This window comes from Methylobacillus arboreus (assembly GCF_020532725.1).
Lineage (GTDB): Bacteria > Pseudomonadota > Gammaproteobacteria > Burkholderiales > Methylophilaceae > Methylobacillus > Methylobacillus arboreus.
In genome coordinates this window covers 53239-74429 of sequence record NZ_JAJAVC010000004.1, presented here as the reverse complement: position 1 = coordinate 74429, position 21191 = coordinate 53239, and the positions used below count along the sequence as shown (strand labels likewise).

Here is a 21191-nt window from a genome sequence, read left to right as displayed (position 1 = left end):
GTAACAAAATAATGAGTATGGCCAAATGTCGTATCAACCACCAATATGTTGGCTAATCAACAGAATGAATGCTGAAGTGTTCAAAAACAAACAGATAAATCTTGGTTTATTACCATCCACAGGCATACTCCCAAAACGCAACTCCCAGGAATATGCCTTTAGATGGCAAAGGGATTTAGAACTATTACTTTTGCGCAGCTGCTGGCTGAGGCACTTCAATACGGGTCAATTTTCCACCCTCTTCCTCATAATTTTGTGCGCCAATAGCACCAGCCACCTTGAAACCTTTATCAATAAGGATATCGCCTGTCTTCAGCGCCCTGCCTGCGTGATTTGAAACAGTCACAATAGTACGATCCTTAGGAATATAGGCCAGATTTTTCTCGAAATCAGCCAACTGTATGCTCAGGTAAACCGGAAAACCACCAATTTTGGTCAACTCATCAGGGCGGCGTACATCAATCACCACCAGATTCTCTGGCTTAGCCAGCAATTGGTCAATTTCAGCCTTACCCAATTTTTTGGTTTTGTATACAGGAGCTGCCGGCTTAACCTCATCTGCAGCATTAACCAGCCCAATATTAAATGCGGCCGCCAGGCACAGCACATTCAGTAACACTTTCATGATTTTCCTTCGGAATATATTGTTAGGTCTGGAGTAGATAGCAGCTAGCATGCCAGCTCAGATAGCGGACTCCAACCAACCTTTCAACATATTCACTAATATATTGATAATCAGTGAAATATCTATTTTCACAATGAACATAAAAGCAATCTCCAAGTAGCAAAATAACTCCTCCCTTGTTTGGAAATCAACAGAACTCACCTTTGGAGATGTCCGAAAAGCATCAGTTCAAAATGCAACAGCTGAGTATTTTTCAACAGTTAGCTCCCTTACTTCCTCCCAAAAATTACATTCTAACCCCAGTAAAAACTAATAAAAATTAACACCTTACTAACAAAAAATTACATTCATTTATTGCTGGCACATAAGTTGCCAATGCGTTAGCTCCAGAAATATTTTTTAATTAATTTAGGGAACTTAATTTAGATGTCGAACAATTCCAAGCTTGGGCAATTGCATAAAAAGCCTATAGCGAAACTGCTATCACGCCTGGGTGCATCTTCCGCACCTGCATTCGTGGTGGCAAGTATCGCCATGGGTGGCCTTAGCCATTATGCAAATGCTGCAGAGAACGACCCAAAATCTGTGGAGTCTCTTCAAGAGGAGAACGCTAAACTGACTAGGGAACTTAACGAACTTAAACAACGGTATAACCTGCCAGTTACTGCATCCAGCAACCAGGCCGAACCTGCAACAGTAACGCCTGTCACGGCAGTTGCGACGCCAGAACAATCTGCCAGAGACAATGCAGCGGCACTGGGCGTTGTGCTAGTAACTTCGCGTAACCGTGAAGAAATTGCGCAGGATGTGCCAATTCCGATTTCTGTTATTGGCGCCCCCAAACTTGATCGTGAACGTATTTTCACTGTTGACGATTTAACACGCGTGGCTCCGGGCCTGACAGCCACTACGCCTAACGCACGCCGCTCAGGTATTTCCATCCGCGGTATCGGAAAATCTACTGGTGACGAATCTCTTGAAGCCGCTGTCGGCGTTATTGTAGATGATGTGTTTCTCAGTTTACCCGGCATGACTTATCAAGACTTCACCGATCTGGATCGTGTTGAAATCTTGCGTGGCCCACAAGGCACATTGAAAGGCAAAAACACGACCCTTGGTGCAATTAATTATGTGACCAAGGAACCTACATTTACCCGTCAAGCTTATCTTGAGACCGAAGTTGGCGCCAATCAGAACGGCAGCGACTTCCCTGGTGCATTGCGTGCACGCGGCTCAATTTCTGATGCATTGGTTGATGATGTAATTGCCTATCGAGCATCATTTTTTGTTGATCGCCAAGAAGGTGATATTGAAAATATCAACGATTCCCGAGAAGGCAGCATCGCTAATCAACGTTTTCATGAACGTAATCGTTTCGGTGGTAAAGTCCAATTCTTGATCACCCCAACAGAGAACTTCAAGGCAAAGATCAGCCTTGACTATTCCGAATCTAAGGAATATAGCAATACAAAGCCTTTCCAATATGATCCGGCAACATTTGCAGATGGCTCATCAAGGGGAACTACTTATAGCACTCGATTAGCACGTGATTACTTTGGTGGTTATCGTCCAATTATTGGATCCAAAGATAAAATTGATATCGGACAAGCTGATCCATTACTCACGAAAAACTATGGCATTTCTGCCAAGCTGGACTGGACTATAGGCTCCCACACCCTTACTTCGATCACAGCCTATCGTGGCTATGATTTCGACGCGGTCAACGACAGTGAACAAACACGTTTTGATATCGCGCAGAGTGGTACACTGGTCGATCACAAGCAATACTCTCAAGAGCTCCGGTTGACTTCCGACATCGGTGAACTCTTGGACTATCAAGTTGGCTTATTCTATTTACATAGTGAAACCTCACAAACCAACCGTTCTGCATATGGCTCAGATGCAGGTGCGTTTTATGCAACTGATACTCAGTATGCTAGTTTAAATGCTGATGCGATTGGCAGATCTTTACTAAGTCAGTCACTAAATGGTCTGCGCATTAATACTAGATTTAAACCAGAAACTGATAGCTATGCTGCCTTTGGCCAGATTAACTGGCACTTGACAGAAAAAGCCACTGTAACTACCGGTTTGCGCAAAACTTACGAATACAAGAACAACAGTGCTGAAAGATGGGTAACCGGTAATGCTGGTGGCTTCACCGGGGGATCTGGCACACAAGCTGCTGATGCCAATGCGATTCGTAATACCATTATTGGAAGAAATGGTAACGCCGTCTATAGCGAGCGAGAAGCTGATGAGCTACGTGATAACTCCATCTCTTGGTTGGTAAGTCCCAGCTATAAAGTCGATGATGACCTGATGTATTATGCATCTGCAGCAGGAGGAGAGAAGTCAGCTGCGATCTCTTTTAACTCAGGCACCGGCAATGTTGTTAATATCGATCCCGAGAAATCGGTAAGTTATGAATTAGGCTTTAAAGGCTTGTTCCTAGATCGTAGACTACAGTTCAATGCCAACATTTATCGCTCAATTGTCAAAGGCTATCAAGCAACTACCAACGTAATTGACCCAACGCAAGCCACTGGTTTCCGTTCCCAACTGGGCAACATTCCAGAAATTACCGCAACCGGTATTGAGCTAGAAGGGGGTTATCTCTTCTCTGACCGCTTGAGCTTCACATTTGGGGCCGCGTACAATCGCGCCAAATATGCCGACTGGGGCAATGCCACTTGTCCCGCAGAAATTATTGCCACCTCTTGCGATAATACTGGCAAGCAAATTGTGGGCGCTCCCAAACTCACAGGCATTATCGGTGCTCACTACATACAACCAATTTGGGGTGGCCTGAAGGCGCAAGCATTCTTCAGCACCGTCATCCGCTCCAAACAAAACGTAGAAAACCTGCTTTCAGAATTTGGAGAACAGTCTGGTTATTCTGTGACTGATGCTGGCTTCGGTATCATTGGTGGCCAGAAGGATAACTGGGAATTCAACGTTGTAGGCAAGAACATTTTTGACAAGGTTTACACCACCAGCGTCAACACCTATGACACAAATTCTCCTGTAGGCTATGATGGTCTTGGTCAACGTCGATACATAGGCGTGGTATTGCGCAACAGGTTCTAACCTCTCGCGCAAGCAAGTCAATTCAAGTGCCGGCAAAAGCCGGCATTTTTTTGCCTAATTTCAGACATAAGCACCTCTAAATTGTTTAATTTAAAACACTTACAACGGCTTTAGTGTTTAAAAAACAACACAAAATGTTATTCCTCAACACTTTGTTTCCTTATCAGTTTTTATATATAAAAATAAAATCATAAGGTTACAAAAGTCTACCCACTGCATCCTCAGGCAGAATTTGATTCGATCAGTTGGCATGATAAATGCCTACTGCTAACCATCCTTTTACCAGCCACTTGGCAGTTCGATGCCAATGGGTTCCAGTAATTCATCGCATCAAGTTTTTATTTGAGGAGCTTTCAGTGCAATTGCTGAATACAAGATTTTTAGGCCCAATCGTTCTAGCCGTCACCTCGGTGATCTTTGCCTCTACTCCGGCAAACGCTCACCATGCATTCTCTGCTGAGTTTGATAGCAATCAACCAATCCAGGTCAAAGGCAAAGTTACCAAGCTTGAGTTGGTCAATCCACATAGTTGGCTTTATCTGGATGTACAAGACGCATCTGGCAATGTCACCAACTGGGGGTTTGAGTTTGGTACTCCGTTCGGCTTGAGGCAAAAAGGGCTAGCCAAATCTACTTTGCCAATTGGAACCGAGGTCACTATCAAGGGTTACCGTGCCAAAAGCGGGAAAGCCTTTGGTTACGCCGTTGTGACTGTACTGGCAGACGGACGCTCGTTTGAGACCGGTGGCGCACAAGATGCACCTACCGCAAGAGAAGTCGCGCAATAACTTCCTGCTGCATCGCTCAAATACTAAGTTAGGAGAAATTTCTTGAGTGTTTTTTCACAGCCGCTAGCCAGGAAGTTCAGGCAACTTATTCCTGCTGCAGTAGTATCCCTGGCATTCATTGCAGGCACCGCCATAGCAAAAGATGATATTCCCCGCTTAAAAGGCAAACCTGACTTTTCAGGGTTCTGGCAAACAACCAGCGCAGCCAACTATGATTTGGAGCCTCATTCCAATCGGGTGGATGCCCCGCCAGGGCCTGGCATTGTCGAGGGCCAATTCATTCCTTACTTGCCTCAGGCACTGGAACAGAAAAAGAAGAACTTTGAAGATCGTGCCAAAGCAGACCCGGCGACGAAAGGCTGGACATTGGGTACTCCCCGCGGGATTTATTATCCAGCACCATTTCAGATTCTTCAGCGACCTCAAGATGTCACGATTCTTTTTCAGTTCGGGCACTCTGTCAGAACAATTCACACCAATGGCACTGACCATCCAGAAGAGTCTTTAGACACATGGCTCGGAGATTCTCGCGGGCATTGGGAAGGTGACACGTTGGTTGTTGATGTAAAAAACTTTAACGACAAAACCTGGCTAGATAGTGCTGGCAATTTCCACAGTGACGCATTTCATGTGGTTGAACGCTGGAAGTTTCTCGACAAAAACACTATCGAATACAAGGCTACCCTTGAAGACCCTCAAGTATTTAGCCGCCCTTTCGATATCAGCGTGATTCTGCACCGCCATCGTGAGAAAAACTTTCAGCTGATTGAAGATTACCGTTTCACTTTGGATTACGACCAATACTATCCGCCCAAACCGGATAACAAGTAAGCCATCGCAATCAGACAACAGGTATATACATGAACCAACTGAAATTTAATTTTAAGCCTGCGGCCATTGTCATGATTGGCGCATTGTCGTTGCTCTCACTTCATGGGTTTGCAGAAGACAAGAAAACAGAACCTGCGCCTCCACCTACTAATAGCGGCATTAATCAGGAATCCACTTTTCCTCAAATCGCCTCTGGAAAATGGACCGGCCCTTTTTTACCTGATGGCCAGCCTGACGTGCAAGGCTTCTGGTCAAACACGATTGCCAATCACAATAACTTCACCGACCCCCAGGGCGGCATTCCTGGATCTGGCAGAGCACCAAAAACCCCAAGAGAACAACGTGCGCCAAGCCGGGTGAGTGACCCGGCCAGCGGCGAAGTGCCATTCCAACCCTGGGCGTTGGAAAAAGTGAAAGAGTTTCAGGCACATTTTCACGACCCTGTCGAACAGCAATGGGTAGAGCCTTTAGCAAGATGCGCCCCTGGCGGAGTGCCAAAGTCATTTTATTGGCATGGTTACGAAATCCGCCAATATCCAGGCTACGTTTTTTTCTACTTTAACTCAGGCACACGGCTTATCCACTTGAATAAGAAAAACCATCTGCCAGACAATATCAAGTTATGGAACGGTGACTCATATGGGCACTGGGAAGGCAACACCCTTGTCGTGGATGTAAAAAACCATAACGGCAAGGCCCTGTTTGGTCGTACAGGTGAATTCATCAGCGAAAATGGCCATATTCAGGAGCGTTTCATTTTTAGTCCTGATCGAAAACGCTTTAATTACGTTGCCGTTTTCACTGACCCTACAGTCTATACGAAGCCTTTCACAGTCACTATTCCGGCCCGCCGCTGGACTGAGAATGACGAGCCAAATGGTTGGCATTTTGAAGTTGGCCAAGCAAAACATAAAGGCAAAAACGTGATCCTGGAAGGTGAAGAACGCATTTGTGCAGAGAATAATGCCGCGTTCGGCATGGGTGCTCAGTAGTCAAGCAAAGATGTAGCGCTACTTCAATCAATGAAGCGCTTTTTAGTCGCCGTGCCAACTTAACAGAGAGCACGGCGTCATTCTACGTGTAATAAAGGCAACAAATGTCAGTCTTAGCATTTGCAGAACTGCTTTATGATTCCGAGATCGGGACTTCCCTGCGGGAATCTTTATTTGCTTTCCCCATCGTTGAAGGCATTCACCTGATTGGCCTGGCGCTCTCGGTTGGCTTACTTTTTTTTATCGATTTGCGCCTGGTTGGCCTGGTGTTCCGCCACGTCCCCATCCCACAAATATTGAAACAATTAAGACCATGGCTTTTGGGTGGTTTTGCCGTCACCATGGCGACAGGGGCGTTATTGTTTGTGGCTGGAGCGACAAAATTAATCGAACTCCCTGTATTTCTATGGAAACTGGCATTTATCGTATTCGCCGGCATCAATGCAGCTTGGTTTGAATTCAAATGGGGGCGTAATGTTCAGCAGTGGGGCTATGCGACAACTTTACCGACTGGCGTACTTGTCGCTGCCTGGGGGTCTCTCATTTTATGGAGTCTCGTCGTCATTACAGGACGCTTGATTCCCTACCTTAGCTATTAATTGATACCCATCAGGACTACATCATGACGAGTCTGGAACTCTTTAACGCCATCCAAAATAGCGGATTCGGCGTGTTTATTGGCAAACAAGATCGGATGTTATGGGCGGTTGCTCAAATCGCCCACATCGCAGGCATTATTTTGGTACTGGCGCCCATCGTGCTGATCAGCCTGCGACTATTTGGATTCGGTTTATATCAACAACCATTACCCAAACTCGCCCACGAAAGCTCAAAATTAATTTGGCTTGGGTTTGGATTACTTGTAGTTTCCGGCCTGCTGATTTTCATTCCTGCAGCACTGCATTATCACAGCAACCCGGTTTTCTGGATCAAACTTTACCTTATCCTTGCTGCATTATTTATCCAGGTCACCCTATATAGATGGATCACCAAACAGGAAAAACCGAATCCATGGCTAGCCAGATCGATTGCGATTGTCACATTGACATTGTGGTTTGGCGTTGCCTTCGCTGGGCGCTTTATAGGATTTGTTTAATCGTGAAACATCGATTCCGTTATTTATTACCAGCTTTGTTTGTTACATTAAGCGCCGCACTGACTGCATGCAATAAAAGCATCGAAGAGGAACCCCCGCTTTTCAATCCTACCGCATCGCTGCAAGAAATCATGATATCTATCATCGATCCCAATGCCGATCATGTATGGAACGCGGTATCTACAGTGATTACCAGCGAAGGCATTGAAGAAAAAAGCCCGCAGACGGATGAAGAATGGGCCGAGGTTCGCCAGCATGCCATCACCCTAGCTGAAGCGACCAACCTGCTCCTGATCACTGGTAGAAAAGTAGCCCACGAAGGCGCAGAAACCTCAACTCATCCTGTTGAATTGGGTGCAGAACACATTGAAGCAACCATAGCAAAAAATCGCAGTGCTTTTATTGCCAGTGCACATTTGTTGCATACCGCAGTTTATGAAGCAATTACTGCGATTGATAATAAAGACCCTGAAGATCTCCTGCGTGCGGGAGAGAATATTCAACGCGCATGCGAAACATGCCATGCACGATTCTGGTATCCAGGAGAAACCATTCCAACTTTCCCTCGACTAGAAGGAGAATAACGTAAATAAAGATTGATTCACTGAGAAATAAAATCTAACATTTTTCAACTTACGGTTTTTTGCTGGTACCTCCAGCAAAAATAATAGGGAATCCGGTGCCGACATCATGATCCTAACCCGGAACTGCCCCCGCAACTGTAATCGGTGAGTCTGTTTGCACCTCTTGCCACTGGACATTGATCTGGGAAGGCCGCAAACAAGACGATGACCCGAAAGTCAGGAGACCTGCCGTAAGACAGTTATGCTGTTCGAATAAGGGCGGGGTGTCCTGTAATCGGCGATTTTTCTGTCGCTTCATTCACGTTATTCATTGCAAGCACTGGTTTGGGCTAACGCCTCCTAGCCAGTACAAATTGCCTTCGGCAATTCATCTTGCATGCGTAATCCCAGCCCCTCTCCGACATCATAGCTGCCATGCTCATGGCGATCTCGTCATGCTGAATTTAATGAATTTGGGAGCAACTGAATATGAAACGCACAAACCATATCCTAGCCGCCGCTGTATTGGCAGCCTTATCCAGCGGGGCGCTGGCAGAGGAAGCCACGCTAGAGGAAATCCAGGTCAAAGCACAGCCCGACAAACCCGGACTCAACTTGAAAAAGACCAACAGCACCAGCAACCGCTTGGGACTGACCGCACAGGAAACGCCTGCCAGCATTGAAACCCTGGATATCCAGACTATTCGACAGCGTGGTGACATATCCGTCCGTGAGGCAGTCACACGTACCACTGGTATTACTGATATTAGTACGCCTGGTAATGGCCAGTCATTTTCTTCTCGTGGTTTCGCTGGTAACAATTCCGTTGCTCAAGCTGAAGATGGTGTCAGGTTAATGACAGGTGCGGGGACACTCACTTATCCATCTGACACTTGGGGATATGAACGTATTGAGGTACTGCGTGGCCCTGCTTCAGTATTATTTGGCGATGGCTCTTCTGGCGGCATTGTCAATAGCATCCGCAAACAAGCGAGCCGTGAAGCCTCTATAGAAGCATTGGTTGGAGCTGGTTCATATGGTGCATACCGTGCTGCACTGGGTGGCACTGGCGCTATAAGTGAAATTGGTGCCTTTCGCATTGATGCATCTGTATTGGGTGGTGATGGCTATATAAGCCGCGGTGACTATGACAGCAAAAAAATCATGACATCGTTATTATTTACCCCCACAGATCATCTGCGAATTGGTTTTACCCTGGATCATGCCAAAGATTCACCCACTGCCAATTTTGGTGCACCTTTACGTAACGGCAAGATTAACCACGCATTGCGCAGTTCAAATTACAACGTAACTAATAATGAAATGGAGTTTGAGGATACCCGTGCCCGGGCAAAAATTGAATGGAATGTGACTGAGCACCTACAATTAAAGAATGAAGCTTACTGGTTCAAATCTGACAGAGAATGGCAGAATGCTGAAAACTACGCACTTAACTCCATTACAAACACAGTAACCCAAAGCACCTTTCTTGCCATTACTCATGGTCAAAAACAAATTGGAAATCGATTTGAGATTATTCATAGTGATGAATTTTGGGAACATCAGAATCGATTTTCTGCCGGCTGGGAGATTTCGAGATCTGAACTCCATCATGCGAGTAATGCTGGAAATACGGCTAGTAACGTTATTCCTTTAGGTGCTGACACAGGTTTATTTCTCAGCACGACGGCAGTATTACCTAATTACAATGGCACCATCAGGCAACAAGCATTTTTTGCCGAAGATGCATTTAATCTAAATGACCGCTGGAAGCTGATTGCTGGTGTTCGTAAAGAATTTATTCATTCGGATCGTGAAGATTTTAGAAATGTCGCAAATGAAGTCCGCGATAAATTCTCTCCTGTCACATGGCGCCTTGGTACAGTGCTTGAAGCAACCGACAATACTAATCTCTATGGGCAAATAAGCAAAGGTACTGATCCAATTACTAATTTACTGGGCTTAAACCTAGCAAATAGCCAATTTGACCTAACCCGCTCACGTCAAGCAGAAGTCGGTATTAAGCAATCTCTGGAGAATATCAAAGGGGAATGGACACTTGCGCTATATCATATTGCCAAGGACAACATCATTACGCAGGATCCAATTACACCCTCCATTTCTGTGCAAGGTGGCAAACAGTCTTCACGCGGTATTGAATACTCCACCACGCTGTATCCTGTTGAGCACTGGCGTCTGGATTTCAATGCCGCATTACTGAATGCTAGGTATGATGAATTGAGAGAAGGTGGCGCCGGCATTTCACGTGCAGGCAATACTCCAACCAATGTACCAGAGAAAGTGGCAAATGCTTGGGTCTATTATCAGGCACCCGAGTGGGAAGCTGGCATCGGTGCACGTTATATAGGCAAGCGTTACGCAAATAATGCTAATGACATTAGCTTGGCTGCTTATACAGTTTATGATGCAAGCGCAGCCTGGCATGTAAACAAGCAGATGACGCTACGCGCCAATATTCGTAACTTGACTGACAAGTTCTATGCAGCGCTCGCCTATGGTAGTACCCAGCAGATCGTCGGCGCCCCCCGCCAACTAGAATTGACTGCGGAATTCCGCTACTAGCCTGACGCATCGTATACCTCACGGGAATAAAGGCTGCCCTTTATTCCCGCTCATCATCAATATAAATAATCCAAAATCATGAAACAAAATCGTCTTGTCACTTTCGCCATTGTTGGTATTTTCTCTAATCCGGCATTTGCCGAAACTCCAGCCTTGCTTGAAGAAATTACGGTGTCCGGTCAATCTGACAAACCCGGCATCAAACTCAACAAGGTCAATACCACCAGCAACCGGCTGGGACTTGCCGCTAAGGAAATCCCGGCCAGTATCGACTCGGTCGATACCGATACGATCCGCCAGCGAGGCGATGTTTCCATCCGGGAAGCGGTCACACGTACCGTGGGGATTTCTGATATCGGCACGCCTGGAGTTGGGCAGTCCTTTTCATCTCGCGGCTTTGCCGGAAACAATTCTGTCGCACAGGCGGAAGATGGTATTCGGCTGATTACCGCAGCCGGGACATTGACCTATCCGTCTGACAGTTGGGGATATGAAAGAATCGAAGTGCTGCGCGGCCCTGCCTCCGCATTGTTCGGCGATGCTTCCAGCGGCGGCATTGTGAACAGCATTCGCAAAAAGGCCAGCAGGGAAGCCTCATTGGAAGCATTAGTCGGAATCGGCACGCGCGGTGCTTATCGTTCTGCGCTTGGCGGCACAGGTGCGCTCGGTGAAATTGGCGCTTTCCGTATTGACGCATCCGTCGCTGGCGGCAACAGCTACATTGACCGCGGCGATTACGACACCAAGAAGATCATGACTTCATGGCAGTTTGAGCCTTCCGATAATGTGCGTTTTGGCTTCACGCTCGATCATGCTGAAGACTCGCCCACCGTGAACTATGGCGTTCCTGCGGTGAATGGCAAACTGCTTTATGGCCTGCGCAGGAACAATTACAACGTCGGGAATAACAAGATGGATTTCGTCGATACCCGGGCGCGGGCAAAAATCGAATGGGACATTACGCCTGAACTATCTCTTACGAATGAAGCCTACTGGTTTCACGCAACACGCGACTGGCGCTATGCTGACGACCTGCGCCTGAACCCTTCGACACTGCGTGTTACCCGTGCGGCATTCCGCAATGTGGACCATGACCTCAAGCAGATCGGCAATATTTTCCAGCTTGCCTCCAGCTCCAGTATTTTTGGCCAGGAAAACCGTTTAGCGATCGGCGTGGATATCTCCCGTGTAGATTTCATGCACAAGATGAATACCAATAACTCACTCACCGATACGGTCGATCTGTATGACCCGGCCGCAGGTAGCTTCATCACCAACCAGGCACTACGCAACAATTATGCTGCGGATCTCGATCAGAGAGCGCTGTTTCTGGAAAACGCCTGGAATGCGACGGACAGGCTGAAACTGCTCGTCAGCTTGCGCAAGGATTACATCGATACCAAGCGCAAGGATTACATTGCCCCCGCCGCAAGCTCATCCCAGAACTTTTCCCCGTTCACCTGGCGGGTTGGCGCAGTCTACGACGTTACACCTGATTTCTCATTGTATGCACAGACCAGTCGCGGTACCGACCCGATCACCAATATGCTGGGGCTGAATCTCGACAATGCGAGGTTCGACCTGACCAGGTCGCGCCAATATGAAATTGGCATCAAGCACCTGCTTTCTCAATCAAAGGGAGAGATCACACTGGCTGCCTACCATATTGCCAAGGATGACATCATTACCAGAAGCCCGACAGACCCGTTGATTTCTGTGCAGGGAGGCAAGCAATCCTCACGCGGCATTGAATTCACCACGACGTTGCTGCCGGTTGAGCACTGGCGTATCGACTTCAATGCCGCCCTGCTGGATGTACGTTTCGATGAACTATTTGAAGGCAACACCGGGATATCAAGGGCAGGTAACACGCCTAGCAACGTGCCGGAAAAACTGGCCAATGCCTGGGTTTACTACCAAGCCCCACAATGGGAAGCGGGGATAGGCGCACGGTATGTCGGCAAACGCTACGCAAGCAATACCAATGACGTTTCGATGGCTGGATATACTGTATTCGATGCCAGTGCGGCATGGAATGTGAATAAACAGATGACGTTGCGTGCCAATATCCGCAACCTGACGGACAAATTCTATGCTTCCATGTCCAATAACAACGATCAACAACTAGTTGTCGGCGCACCGCGCCAACTTGAACTGACTGCGGAATTCCGCTACTAAGATGAAAGCAACCTATGCGGCTCTTCTCCATGCGTAACCTGCACCTCTGGCATCGCTGGCTGGGGATAGGCTTTGGCCTGCTGGTATTGCTATGGTTTATCTCCGGCGTAGTCATGATGTTTGTGGCTTACCCGCAACTATCGCAAGAAGAGCGCATTCCGCAGCTGCAAGCCGTCGACCTTCAGCTGGTGCGCATTACGCCAGATGAAGCGGCAGTAACGCTCCAGGCCAAACCTGAAAAGATTCGCCTCAACATGCAACAAGGGCGGCCGATTTACCACTTCCTGCACGAGGGTAGCTGGCATTCTGTCTGGGCGGACAGCGGCGCACCGCTTATGGTTACCCAGGAGTTGGTTCCGGCACTTGCCAACGCCTTTTTACCCAACGCATCCATCCGCGATATTGAACTGCTGAAGCGCGACCAATGGAGCATATCTTCCGCGCTGCATCCCCATCGGCCCTTGTACCGTGTGGCATTCGATAACGCGGACAATACTGAACTCTATCTTTCCAGCCATACCGGCGAGGTAGTGCTGGATACCCACGGTGCCGAGCGTGCCTGGAACTGGCTGGGCTCGGTTATTCACTGGATTTATTTCACGCCATTGCGTGCCGATTACCCCAAGGCATGGCGCCAGGCCATCATGTGGTTGTCATTCCCTGCCGTCATCATGAGCCTGTTTGGGATCTGGCTGGGGATAGACCGCCTACGCCTGCGCCGCCGCTACAAGGGCGGGCGCATTACCCCCTACAAAGGCTGGGCCAAGTGGCACCATATTTCCGGCATGCTGGCAGGCGTGTTCTGCCTGACCTGGCTGTTGAGCGGCTGGCTTTCAGTCAAACCTTTCGACCTGGTTTCAGGCAGGTCGCTTTCGCCGGAAGAAACCCAGGCATGGCAAGGCAAGCGCACGCCTATCAATGAATTACGGCTGCCAGCCAACTGGCAGCCACAAGAAAAAATCGGGGAAATAGAATGGGTGGATTTTGCCGGGAAAAGCTACCTGCTGGCCCAGGCAGAGCACGGCAACCGGCTGTTTGATGCCGCTACCGGCAACCATATCCCAAGCCTGGACATTGAACAACTGAGCCTCCAGGCCAAGCAATTGCAGCCCGGTACCAACCTGCAATCCGCCACCTTGCTTGAGCAGGGTGATATTTACTACTACGGCAAGCGCCTGGAGCGGGTATCACCCGTGGTACGCATAGACTTCAATGACGCCAGGAAAACCAGTTATTACATAGACCCCGGTAGCAGCCGGATTGTCGCCTCGCAAGATAGCAACAGCCGCACTTACCGTTGGCTGTTTGCTGCCTTGCACCGCCTGGATTTTGCGCCCTTCGACAACCGCGAGCTGCCACGCTGGATATTGGTCATTGTGCTATCCATAGGTGGCACCATCCTCACTGCTGCCGGCATGGTAATGGGCTGGCGCAGGCTTACTCGCGCCTAGCTGCCATATTGTTGCAATTGCCCGCGATCAGCGGCGGATTGCCGGAACCCGGCCTGAGGATGGCACCGCTGCCCACGCCATTGGATGCCACACAAGCCTGAAAGCCTACCCGCGTGCTGCGCGGCGTGGCGGTGTTGACCAACACTTCACGCTGTTCCTCGCTCAAAGCCAATGGGCCTCGCTCGGACAACAACTGGCCATAGGATGGATAAGCGCCATGCGTCTCGCGGAACATTTCCAGCTTAGCCTGTAACTCCTCGGCAATGCGGTCAGTATCAATATTGCCCTGTGCCCGCTCTTCACGCTGTTGCTGCAGCGTAAGTGCTTCAAGCGCTTCTTCCTGCTTGCGCTGTTCCAGCGCGCTCTTGGAAACGTAAAAAATCCCGGAAAGAAACAACAGCAAGAGCACGGTGTAGATCAGGTTAATGATGATGGCAAGGATGGCAAACAAATTGCTGTGCCCATGGGCGCGTGATTTCAGGTAGGCGAAAACCCCCACTACAACGCCCAGAAGCGGAACGCAGAACACGGACAGCAACAGTGCAATAATGCCTAGCTTCTTGCCAGGATCTACTGTTTCCTTTATTTCCAATACTTTATCAGACGATGCCATTGCTGCTACCTAAAATCAGATGAATGCGAGATTAAACCATGCGGGCAGAAAAAAACCACATGTGCCCGTATCCTACGCCCCTGCAAATACTATACATTTCGTATATAAAATATATAATCCCAATACCTTGCTGCTACAAACCAAGCAATTCATTCATCAACATTGAGGAAATACAGGAAATGAAGACACTGAATGAGCCCATCAAGACTATGCTGGCGAAAGAGTTGCCGATCCAGTCCACCGTCAACAAGGACGGGCTACCGAACATAGGCCCCAAACGCTCCCTGCGCATCTACGATGACCAAACCCTGATTTTTAACGAAAACACCGGCGGCCAGACATTACAAAATATTCGCGATGGATCCAAGATAGCGGTGGCCGTGATCGACCGTGCTGCCTTGGATGGATACCGCATCGTCGGCACTCCTGAGATTTTCAGTGAAGGCACGCCGCCCTATGAGAATGCGCTGGCCTTTGCGGAAAAGAACGGCATGAAAACACCCAAGTGCGCAGTGCTGGTGCATATTGACGACATTTTCACCTTGAAATCAGGTCCTGATGCAGGCAAGAAACTCTGATTTATCTCTTCAGCCAATCAATGCGGCAATATATCGCCCTGCCCGGGATTGGCTGAATACCTGCCGCGTAATTGCTGATAACTGACGTATTCTCCCAACACCCGCGTCATATGCCGTGAAGCAAGCTGCGGCAAATCGCCAAGGCTGTCATCCTCACACAACGCGCTGACCTTTTTCAGCGCCGCCAGGTAATGCGTTTCCGCAAGAAGTTCCGCACCTTGCTGCCGGTACAATCCAGCAAGGTTATGATGGCTGATCACAAATGCCGCAATCACGGCATCGCAATACGCAGGGCATGCTTCACCAGCATGCCTGCAACACACCACCATTGCAGATTCTGCTATCTCAAGTGCCTGCCGGTAATATTCCTCAGCCTGGATATCTTGCCTTTCAAACGCGGCATTGGCCCGGTCCATGGTCTGCTCCCAGGCATGCAAAGCTGGAGGGAATGAATCATCCGGCACATGCAATCTCGAGATATTCCCCCAACCCGTCCGGCCAAGCGGTCAACAGTTCAAAACCATCCTCGGTGACCGCCACCATATGCTCCCACTGTGCCGACCAGCTGCCATCCCGGGTGAGCACAGTCCATCCGTCCTGCAATGTCCTGGTCATGGATTTTCCGGTATTCAGCATCGGCTCCACCGTGAAAATCATGCCAGGCTTGAGCCGTAACCCCTTGCCGCGCTGGCCGTAGTTCAGCACTTGCGGTTCGGCATGGTAAACCTGGCCGATGCCATGTCCGCAAAACTCCCTCACCTCGCTGAACCCATGGGCATGCGCCACTTGCTGGATTGCAAATCCCACATCCCCAAGCGTATTGCCCGGCTTCACCTGCAAAATACCAGCACGCATCGCCTCATATGTGGCAGTCACCAGCGCCTTGGCGGCAGGAGCTGGTTCTCCCACAAAATACATGCGGCTGGTATCGCCATACCAGCCATCCTTGATGATTGCGACATCGATATTGAGGATATCCCCATCCTTCAGCACCTGGCCTGGCGAGGGAATGCCATGACACACCACGTCATTGACAGAAGCACAAATGGTCTTGGGAAAGCCGCCATAGCCAATATTTGCCGGGATGGCCTTCAATTCCTGGACAATGAATTCATGGCAGATAAGGTCAAGGTCGTCCGTCGTCACGCCAGCTTTCACATGCGGCGCTATCATGGCAAGCACTTGGGCAGCCAGCCGCCCCGCTTCGCGCGCCCTGGCGATCCCGTCCGCGCCATGCAGCACGACCTGCATCACACAGTCCGCTTCAAACTGATCACGGAAGCCACATCGCCCCCGGCCGATTTCAGGGCATTGCCCACTTCCCCGCCACTCTGCTCGATCTGTAACAACAAGCGGCATATATCCGTATAACTCAACTGCGGATGCATCTCCGCCAGCATCCCCACCCGCAGCCAATGCTCTGCTTGCGAATTGATCGAACGACTGAACGCATTGCTCGCAGAGCGGATGTTTTCATGCATTGTGTCCGAAATCTTGACGATGCCCATGGTGTACTCCAAAATAAATATAATGTATACAAAACGTATAATATCAAAAAAGCATTCTGATGCCACCGACTGTCTATAACTTAGGCGAAATAAGACCTTGTATTAACGATCGCGATACTGCGGCTATTTAACAAAAACAGAAGGGAAATCGAAGAGGGAAATCCTCGAGGAGAGTGTCAGGCATATCCTGTCATGTGACGGGATATGCCTAGTGCCTAGCTATCTTAAAAACTCAATATTTCCAGCGCACCATCAGCAGGGCATTTCTTGGGGTGCCGTAAATGTTGTAAAACATGGCATTGCCGGGATATTGCAGGTATTTGCGGTCAAACAGGTTATTGACGGTCAGAGACAAATCCCAATGCTGGTCGATCTGGTAACCCAGCTTGGCGGAAGCAATGGCATAGCTGCCTTGGCGGGCCGTATCGGTATACATGTCGCTTTGCGCCTGCACGCCGGCCCCTACGCTCCATCCATTCAGGACGCCCGAGAACGCGCTGCCGCCAAAGCGGTATTGCGACCAAAACTTGAACATATGCTGCGGGATCTGGTTGGCTGCAAAGCGGTCGCCAGCATCCGCAGTGCTGTCGCTGCGGAACTTGGCTTGATTATAGGTATAGCCAATGGAAAGGTTCAAGTTCTCGCTGGGTTGCCCAGCAACCTCGAATTCGACGCCCTGGCTTTCCACCTCTCCAGCCTGCGTGTAGCAGGTACCTGTGGAAGTACCGCCGCAACCAATGTTGGCACTGTCGACTATGGCGCGGTTTTTATCCCGTATCCTGAACAATGCAACCGAGGCGTTCAAGCGTCCGTCGAGAAACTCGCCCTTGAGGCCGGTTTCAACCTGCCAGCCTACCCGCGGGTCCAATACTTTGCCGGATGCGTCGAAATTGGTTTGCGGTACAAAGGTATCCGCATAGCTGGCATACCAGGTGACCTGTTGGTCGATATCCCATACCAAGCCGCCATAAGGGGTGAATTCCCCGTCGGTATCGGCATTGCTGTGTTGCCATGCCGTCCTGTTGGGCCAGCCGGTGCGGTTCTTGCTGCTGAAATCAGTCCAGCGACCGCCCAGTATCAAACTCAGCGAATCCAGCACCTTGATCTTTGCCGAGGCATAAAACCCAGATTGCTCGGTGTATGTCTGGCCTTTGCTGAGGATGTTGGTATTCAGGACGCCGTCCCAGTTGTGGTTGGTGAGCGGAGATTGATTAGTCGCTGATGAATAACGCGAGCCGCCCAGATAATCATATTCTGCCTTGTTATAGCCGACAGTCAGCATATGAGTGCGGCCGAATAATTCCACCGGCCCCGATAAGTTGAAGTCCATGCTGAGCCAGGTGGTTTCAGTATCGATAAAGCCGACATTGACGTTGCTCAACCCAGTCGTCGTGCTCACGGGTGCCGTTGCATACACGCCATAGCCGGCATATTGGTTATTCTTGTAGCTATACACACCCTTGGCTACCCATCCGCTATCGAATTTGTGCTTGAAATCCACCGCAATATTCTTGTCCTCATCCTCGGCATTCTTGTCGATGCCGACAAACGTGGACTGCCGGCTCGGCAAACTGCCGTCGCTATAGGTTGGCAAGCCCCAGAAGGTTTTGTAGTCACGGTCTGAATAACTGGCCCACAAGCCCACCGTCGTGCTGGGCGTAAGATCGTATTCCAGCACGCCGTACAACAACTTATCGCGATTCATGCCGACATCGTAGAACCTGTCCTGGTCCTGGTACACCATGACCGTGCGGCCGCGCAAACTGCCATTCGCATTCAAAGGGCCGCCCACATCAAACTCCGCGCGCTGCTGGTCCCATGAACCCAGCCCCGCGACAGCAGACATCGTCAGCACATCCTGCGGGCGCTTAAGTACATAGTTGATCGTTCCGCCGGGCTCGCCGCTTCCGGTCATCAATCCAGAAGGACCGCGCAGCACCTCGACACGGTCGTAGAGTGCCAAATCACAATGGCGTGAAGTATCCTGTTGCGGCACCCCGTTGAACTGGGTATTGGCTGTATAGCCGCGAATCATGAAGCTTTCGGCGCGCTCATACCCGTAACCGCGCACGCCCGTCATCTGGTTGAGCGCTTCCCCTACCGTGGTGAAGTTCTGGTCGTTCATCTGCTGGCGCGTCATCACCGACACTGACTGCGGAATCTCGCGCAAGGTCTGCTCAGTCTTGCCTATGGTGACAGCCTTGGCCGCATAGGTACCGGTGCCTTCAGTCACTGCGCTACGTTCCAATTTGGTTGATACGCTTACTTCCGGTAAGGTGGAAGCTGGGTTGCTTTTGTCGCTGCCCAGCGATTTAGCTCTTTGCAGCACAAACACGCCATTGCCGCTATCCACCACTTCCAAGCCGGAACCCGCCAGCAGCGCATCAAATCCCTGCCGGACTGTATAGCTTCCGTTCAACCCACGGCTTGTTTTTCCTGCCACCAAGGCAGGCTGCACCGTAATACTGACTCCAACCGCACTGGCAAAGTCGCCCAATGCCGCATCCAGGGGTCCGGGATTGATGTTGTAGCTTGATACCGCTTGCTTGGTGTTTTCTTCTGCTTGTGCCGATGGAAGGCAAACTGTTCCTGCGACAGCCATGCAAAGCATGGCGCCGCGCACTGCCTGTTGCAGACTGTAATGATGAGCCTGTTGTTGCATGAAATCCCCTTTGGTGAATATGAATGCGAATTGCTTTCAATTCACTTCACACGCGAAGTGCAGATAAAGGGACAAATGCAAGTGAGAAATTCAGGCAGGTTAATTACTCAAGCTGGTCAGCGCCACCCAGTAGCGGGTACGGTAGCTTATCCTCACCGGCAGTACTTGCGGCAGGCTGGCAATCACCTGGTCGGTGTTATTCAATTGGAATGCGCCGGAAATTCGCAACTCGGCAACCTCTGGCGCACAACGCAAGAATCCTGGCCGGTAGCGCTCGAGTTCGGCCGCAAAATCCTTGAGTCGCATTTCCCGGGCATGCAACACGCCTTTTATCCAGCTGTCAGCATGCTGGTTTACCGCTGCCGGCTGCCGGATCTTGCGTGAAGAGAACGTGGTTTGCCAACCGACGGCGAGCACCTGCCGCATGCCGCTACTGGTGGTAATTTCCACCGCGCCTTGCAACACGGCAAGCGAAATATCATCGTGCTGCTGCCGCACGATGAAACGCGTGCCGAGCGGCCGCAATGTGCCGTAGCGGGTTTCCACCAGCAATGGCCTGTAAGCCGGATGTTCGGGCGGCACATTGTCATGACCAGTCTGGATAAGAATCTCCCCTGCCTCCAGCAATATCAGGCGCTGGGTTTGATCAATATTGGTGTTGATGCCGCTGGCGGTGTTGAGGTGCACCTGTGTGCCGTCTGCCAGTGCAATTTCACGACGCTCGCCGACACGTGTGCTGTATTGCGCAAAATAAAGCCGTGCTGATTCGCTGCGCCAGGCCTGCCAGCCTACAGAGCCTGCCACCACCAGCACAGCCAGCGACTTGACGGCCCTGCGCCGGCCTTCAGTGCGGGAAAGTTGCAAGGTAGCAGAGGCGAGGCCTCCGGGCAAAATGCCCAATTTGGCGCTGACTTCCTGGGCACGCTGCCATGCAGCCTCATGCAAAGGATTAGCCTGACGCCAGACAACGCAAGCCTGGCGGTCTTTTTCCGTGGCCGAGGATTCCTGCAGCCTGAAAAACCATTCAGCCGCTGCTACCGCAGTCTTTTCGTCAATGGGCGATAGGGTGGTCATACGGAAAACATGATGCAGCGCGCCATGGCCTGCACCATGTAACGCTTGACGGTACGCTCGCTCACGGCAAGCTGTTTTGCAACCTGGGCGTAGGTCATGCCGTCAAGCTGGGCCATCAGGAATGCCGCTCGCACTTTTCCCGGCAGGCCGTCCAGCATGTTGTCGATCTGCTGCAAGGTTTCCAGGATCAAAAGCTTGTGCTCGGGAGAGGGAGCTGGCAACTCCGGCATCATGGCCAGCGAATCCAGGTATGCCTGCTCCAACGCACGCCTGCGGTAGAGGTTGGCCATGAGCCGCTTGGCGACTACAGTAAGGTAAGCGCGGGGCTCTTTGAGCTGCCACCCGGATTGTTTTTCCGCAATGTGCTCGGGCGCCGTCATGATGCGCATGAAAGTGTCCTGCGCCACATCGGCCGCATCCGCTGCATCACCCAACTTACGCCGCAACCAGTCCTGCAACCAGCCGTGATGGTGGTTATAAAGAAGTTGCAGCGATTGCCGCTCCTGGTCGAAAGACATTGCCTGGCCAAAAAATAAGAATTGTTCTCATTTTAATCAGC

At 50.1% G+C, this 21191-nt stretch carries 19 protein-coding genes and 1 riboswitch; of the genes, 11 read left to right on the top strand and 8 right to left on the bottom strand.

What is annotated here, in order from left to right:
* Nucleotides 1-184: 184 nt before the first annotated feature.
* Entirely contained in the window at nucleotides 185-625 is a 441-nt protein-coding gene (locus LG198_RS05210; protein ID WP_230342123.1) for a rhodanese-like domain-containing protein, read from the bottom strand.
* Between the two features lie 426 nt (nucleotides 626-1051).
* On the opposite strand from LG198_RS05210, the gene LG198_RS05205 reads away from it, so the two are divergent.
* The 10 genes from LG198_RS05205 to LG198_RS05160 all read left to right on the top strand — a co-directional run bounded on the left by LG198_RS05205 (nucleotide 1052) and on the right by LG198_RS05160 (nucleotide 14197).
* A complete protein-coding gene (locus tag LG198_RS05205) occupies nucleotides 1052-3715 on the top strand; it encodes a TonB-dependent receptor (RefSeq protein ID WP_230342122.1) in 2664 nt (887 codons plus the stop codon).
* A 257-nt stretch (nucleotides 3716-3972) separates the two neighbouring features.
* On the top strand, nucleotides 3973-4503 hold the full coding sequence (locus LG198_RS05200; RefSeq protein WP_230342121.1) for a DUF6152 family protein: 531 nt from the start codon (nucleotides 3973-3975) through the stop codon (nucleotides 4501-4503).
* Between the two features lie 42 nt (nucleotides 4504-4545).
* Entirely contained in the window at nucleotides 4546-5334 is a 789-nt protein-coding gene (locus LG198_RS05195) for a hypothetical protein (RefSeq protein WP_230342120.1), read from the top strand.
* 29 nt (nucleotides 5335-5363) lie between these two features.
* A complete protein-coding gene (locus LG198_RS05190) occupies nucleotides 5364-6326 on the top strand; it encodes a hypothetical protein (protein ID WP_230342119.1) in 963 nt (320 codons plus the stop codon).
* Between the two features lie 104 nt (nucleotides 6327-6430).
* Nucleotides 6431-6925, top strand: coding sequence for a DUF6644 family protein (locus tag LG198_RS05185; protein WP_230342118.1), 495 nt, complete (start codon nucleotides 6431-6433; stop codon nucleotides 6923-6925).
* A gap of 23 nt (nucleotides 6926-6948) precedes the next feature.
* Nucleotides 6949-7422, top strand: a complete 474-nt coding sequence (locus LG198_RS05180; RefSeq protein ID WP_230342117.1) for a DUF6644 family protein — start codon at nucleotides 6949-6951, stop codon at nucleotides 7420-7422.
* 2 nt (nucleotides 7423-7424) lie between these two features.
* The gene (locus LG198_RS05175; RefSeq protein ID WP_230342116.1) at nucleotides 7425-8006 is read left to right on the top strand and encodes a hypothetical protein; all 582 of its coding nucleotides are present in this window, start codon (nucleotides 7425-7427) and stop codon (nucleotides 8004-8006) included.
* Between the two features lie 35 nt (nucleotides 8007-8041).
* A riboswitch (cobalamin riboswitch) is annotated at nucleotides 8042-8253 on the top strand.
* Nucleotides 8254-8474: 221 nt separating this feature from the next.
* Entirely contained in the window at nucleotides 8475-10568 is a 2094-nt protein-coding gene (locus LG198_RS05170) for a TonB-dependent receptor (RefSeq protein WP_230342115.1), read from the top strand.
* 78 nt (nucleotides 10569-10646) lie between these two features.
* Nucleotides 10647-12746, top strand: coding sequence for a TonB-dependent receptor (locus tag LG198_RS05165; protein WP_230342114.1), 2100 nt, complete (start codon nucleotides 10647-10649; stop codon nucleotides 12744-12746).
* Nucleotides 12747-12775: 29 nt separating this feature from the next.
* Nucleotides 12776-14197: a PepSY domain-containing protein gene (locus LG198_RS05160; protein ID WP_230342113.1), complete on the top strand. Its 1422-nt coding sequence runs from the start codon at nucleotides 12776-12778 to the stop codon at nucleotides 14195-14197.
* On the opposite strand, the gene LG198_RS05155 is transcribed toward LG198_RS05160, so the two are convergent.
* Nucleotides 14184-14810: a hypothetical protein gene (locus LG198_RS05155; protein ID WP_230342112.1), complete on the bottom strand. Its 627-nt coding sequence runs from the start codon at nucleotides 14808-14810 to the stop codon at nucleotides 14184-14186. The genes LG198_RS05160 and LG198_RS05155 overlap by 14 nt on opposite strands.
* 179 nt (nucleotides 14811-14989) lie before the next feature.
* Between LG198_RS05155 and LG198_RS05150 the strand changes: the two genes are divergently transcribed.
* Nucleotides 14990-15388 (top strand): pyridoxamine 5'-phosphate oxidase family protein, encoded by a 399-nt coding sequence (locus LG198_RS05150; protein ID WP_230342111.1) that lies wholly within the window; start codon nucleotides 14990-14992, stop codon nucleotides 15386-15388.
* A 17-nt stretch (nucleotides 15389-15405) separates the two neighbouring features.
* Here the strand turns inward: LG198_RS05150 and LG198_RS05145 are convergent, their stop codons facing one another.
* The 6 genes from LG198_RS05145 to LG198_RS05120 form a co-directional block, all read right to left on the bottom strand.
* The gene (locus LG198_RS05145) at nucleotides 15406-15852 is read right to left on the bottom strand and encodes a hypothetical protein (protein ID WP_230342110.1); all 447 of its coding nucleotides are present in this window, start codon (nucleotides 15850-15852) and stop codon (nucleotides 15406-15408) included.
* Complete coding sequence (gene map, locus LG198_RS05140; protein ID WP_230342286.1) at nucleotides 15842-16639, bottom strand: type I methionyl aminopeptidase; 798 nt, start codon at nucleotides 16637-16639, stop codon at nucleotides 15842-15844. Before map ends, LG198_RS05145 begins: the two co-directional genes overlap by 11 nt.
* Nucleotides 16639-16896, bottom strand: coding sequence for a ParD-like family protein (locus LG198_RS05135; RefSeq protein ID WP_230342109.1), 258 nt, complete (start codon nucleotides 16894-16896; stop codon nucleotides 16639-16641). The genes map and LG198_RS05135 overlap by 1 nt, the downstream gene beginning before the upstream one ends.
* A 232-nt stretch (nucleotides 16897-17128) precedes the next feature.
* Nucleotides 17129-19558 carry a TonB-dependent siderophore receptor gene (locus LG198_RS05130; RefSeq protein ID WP_230342108.1) on the bottom strand — a complete coding sequence of 810 codons (2430 nt, stop codon included), beginning with the start codon at nucleotides 19556-19558 and terminating at the stop codon, nucleotides 17129-17131.
* 99 nt (nucleotides 19559-19657) lie between these two features.
* Nucleotides 19658-20632: a FecR domain-containing protein gene (locus tag LG198_RS05125; protein ID WP_230342107.1), complete on the bottom strand. Its 975-nt coding sequence runs from the start codon at nucleotides 20630-20632 to the stop codon at nucleotides 19658-19660.
* A complete protein-coding gene (locus LG198_RS05120) occupies nucleotides 20629-21150 on the bottom strand; it encodes a sigma-70 family RNA polymerase sigma factor (protein ID WP_230342106.1) in 522 nt (173 codons plus the stop codon). Before LG198_RS05120 ends, LG198_RS05125 begins: the two co-directional genes overlap by 4 nt.
* Nucleotides 21151-21191 lie beyond the last annotated feature (41 nt).

Bases quoted from the DNA above. Each gene is read 5' to 3' on its own strand.
- LG198_RS05210 (WP_230342123.1), bottom strand. From the start codon at position 625: ATGAAAGTGTTACTGAATGTGCTGTGCCTGGCGGCCGCATTTAATATT.
- LG198_RS05205 (WP_230342122.1), top strand. From the start codon at position 1,052: ATGTCGAACAATTCCAAGCTTGGGCAATTGCATAAAAAGCCTATAGCG.
- LG198_RS05200 (WP_230342121.1), top strand. From the start codon at position 3,973: ATGCCTACTGCTAACCATCCTTTTACCAGCCACTTGGCAGTTCGATGC.
- LG198_RS05190 (WP_230342119.1), top strand. From the start codon at position 5,364: ATGAACCAACTGAAATTTAATTTTAAGCCTGCGGCCATTGTCATGATT.
- LG198_RS05185 (WP_230342118.1), top strand. From the start codon at position 6,431: ATGTCAGTCTTAGCATTTGCAGAACTGCTTTATGATTCCGAGATCGGG.
- LG198_RS05180 (WP_230342117.1), top strand. From the start codon at position 6,949: ATGACGAGTCTGGAACTCTTTAACGCCATCCAAAATAGCGGATTCGGC.
- LG198_RS05170 (WP_230342115.1), top strand. From the start codon at position 8,475: ATGAAACGCACAAACCATATCCTAGCCGCCGCTGTATTGGCAGCCTTA.
- LG198_RS05165 (WP_230342114.1), top strand. From the start codon at position 10,647: ATGAAACAAAATCGTCTTGTCACTTTCGCCATTGTTGGTATTTTCTCT.
- LG198_RS05160 (WP_230342113.1), top strand. From the start codon at position 12,776: ATGCGTAACCTGCACCTCTGGCATCGCTGGCTGGGGATAGGCTTTGGC.
- LG198_RS05155 (WP_230342112.1), bottom strand. From the start codon at position 14,810: ATGGCATCGTCTGATAAAGTATTGGAAATAAAGGAAACAGTAGATCCT.
- LG198_RS05150 (WP_230342111.1), top strand. From the start codon at position 14,990: ATGAAGACACTGAATGAGCCCATCAAGACTATGCTGGCGAAAGAGTTG.
- map (WP_230342286.1), bottom strand. From the start codon at position 16,639: ATGCAGGTCGTGCTGCATGGCGCGGACGGGATCGCCAGGGCGCGCGAA.
- LG198_RS05135 (WP_230342109.1), bottom strand. From the start codon at position 16,896: ATGGGCATCGTCAAGATTTCGGACACAATGCATGAAAACATCCGCTCT.
- LG198_RS05130 (WP_230342108.1), bottom strand. From the start codon at position 19,558: ATGCAACAACAGGCTCATCATTACAGTCTGCAACAGGCAGTGCGCGGC.
- LG198_RS05125 (WP_230342107.1), bottom strand. From the start codon at position 20,632: ATGACCACCCTATCGCCCATTGACGAAAAGACTGCGGTAGCAGCGGCT.
- LG198_RS05120 (WP_230342106.1), bottom strand. From the start codon at position 21,150: ATGTCTTTCGACCAGGAGCGGCAATCGCTGCAACTTCTTTATAACCAC.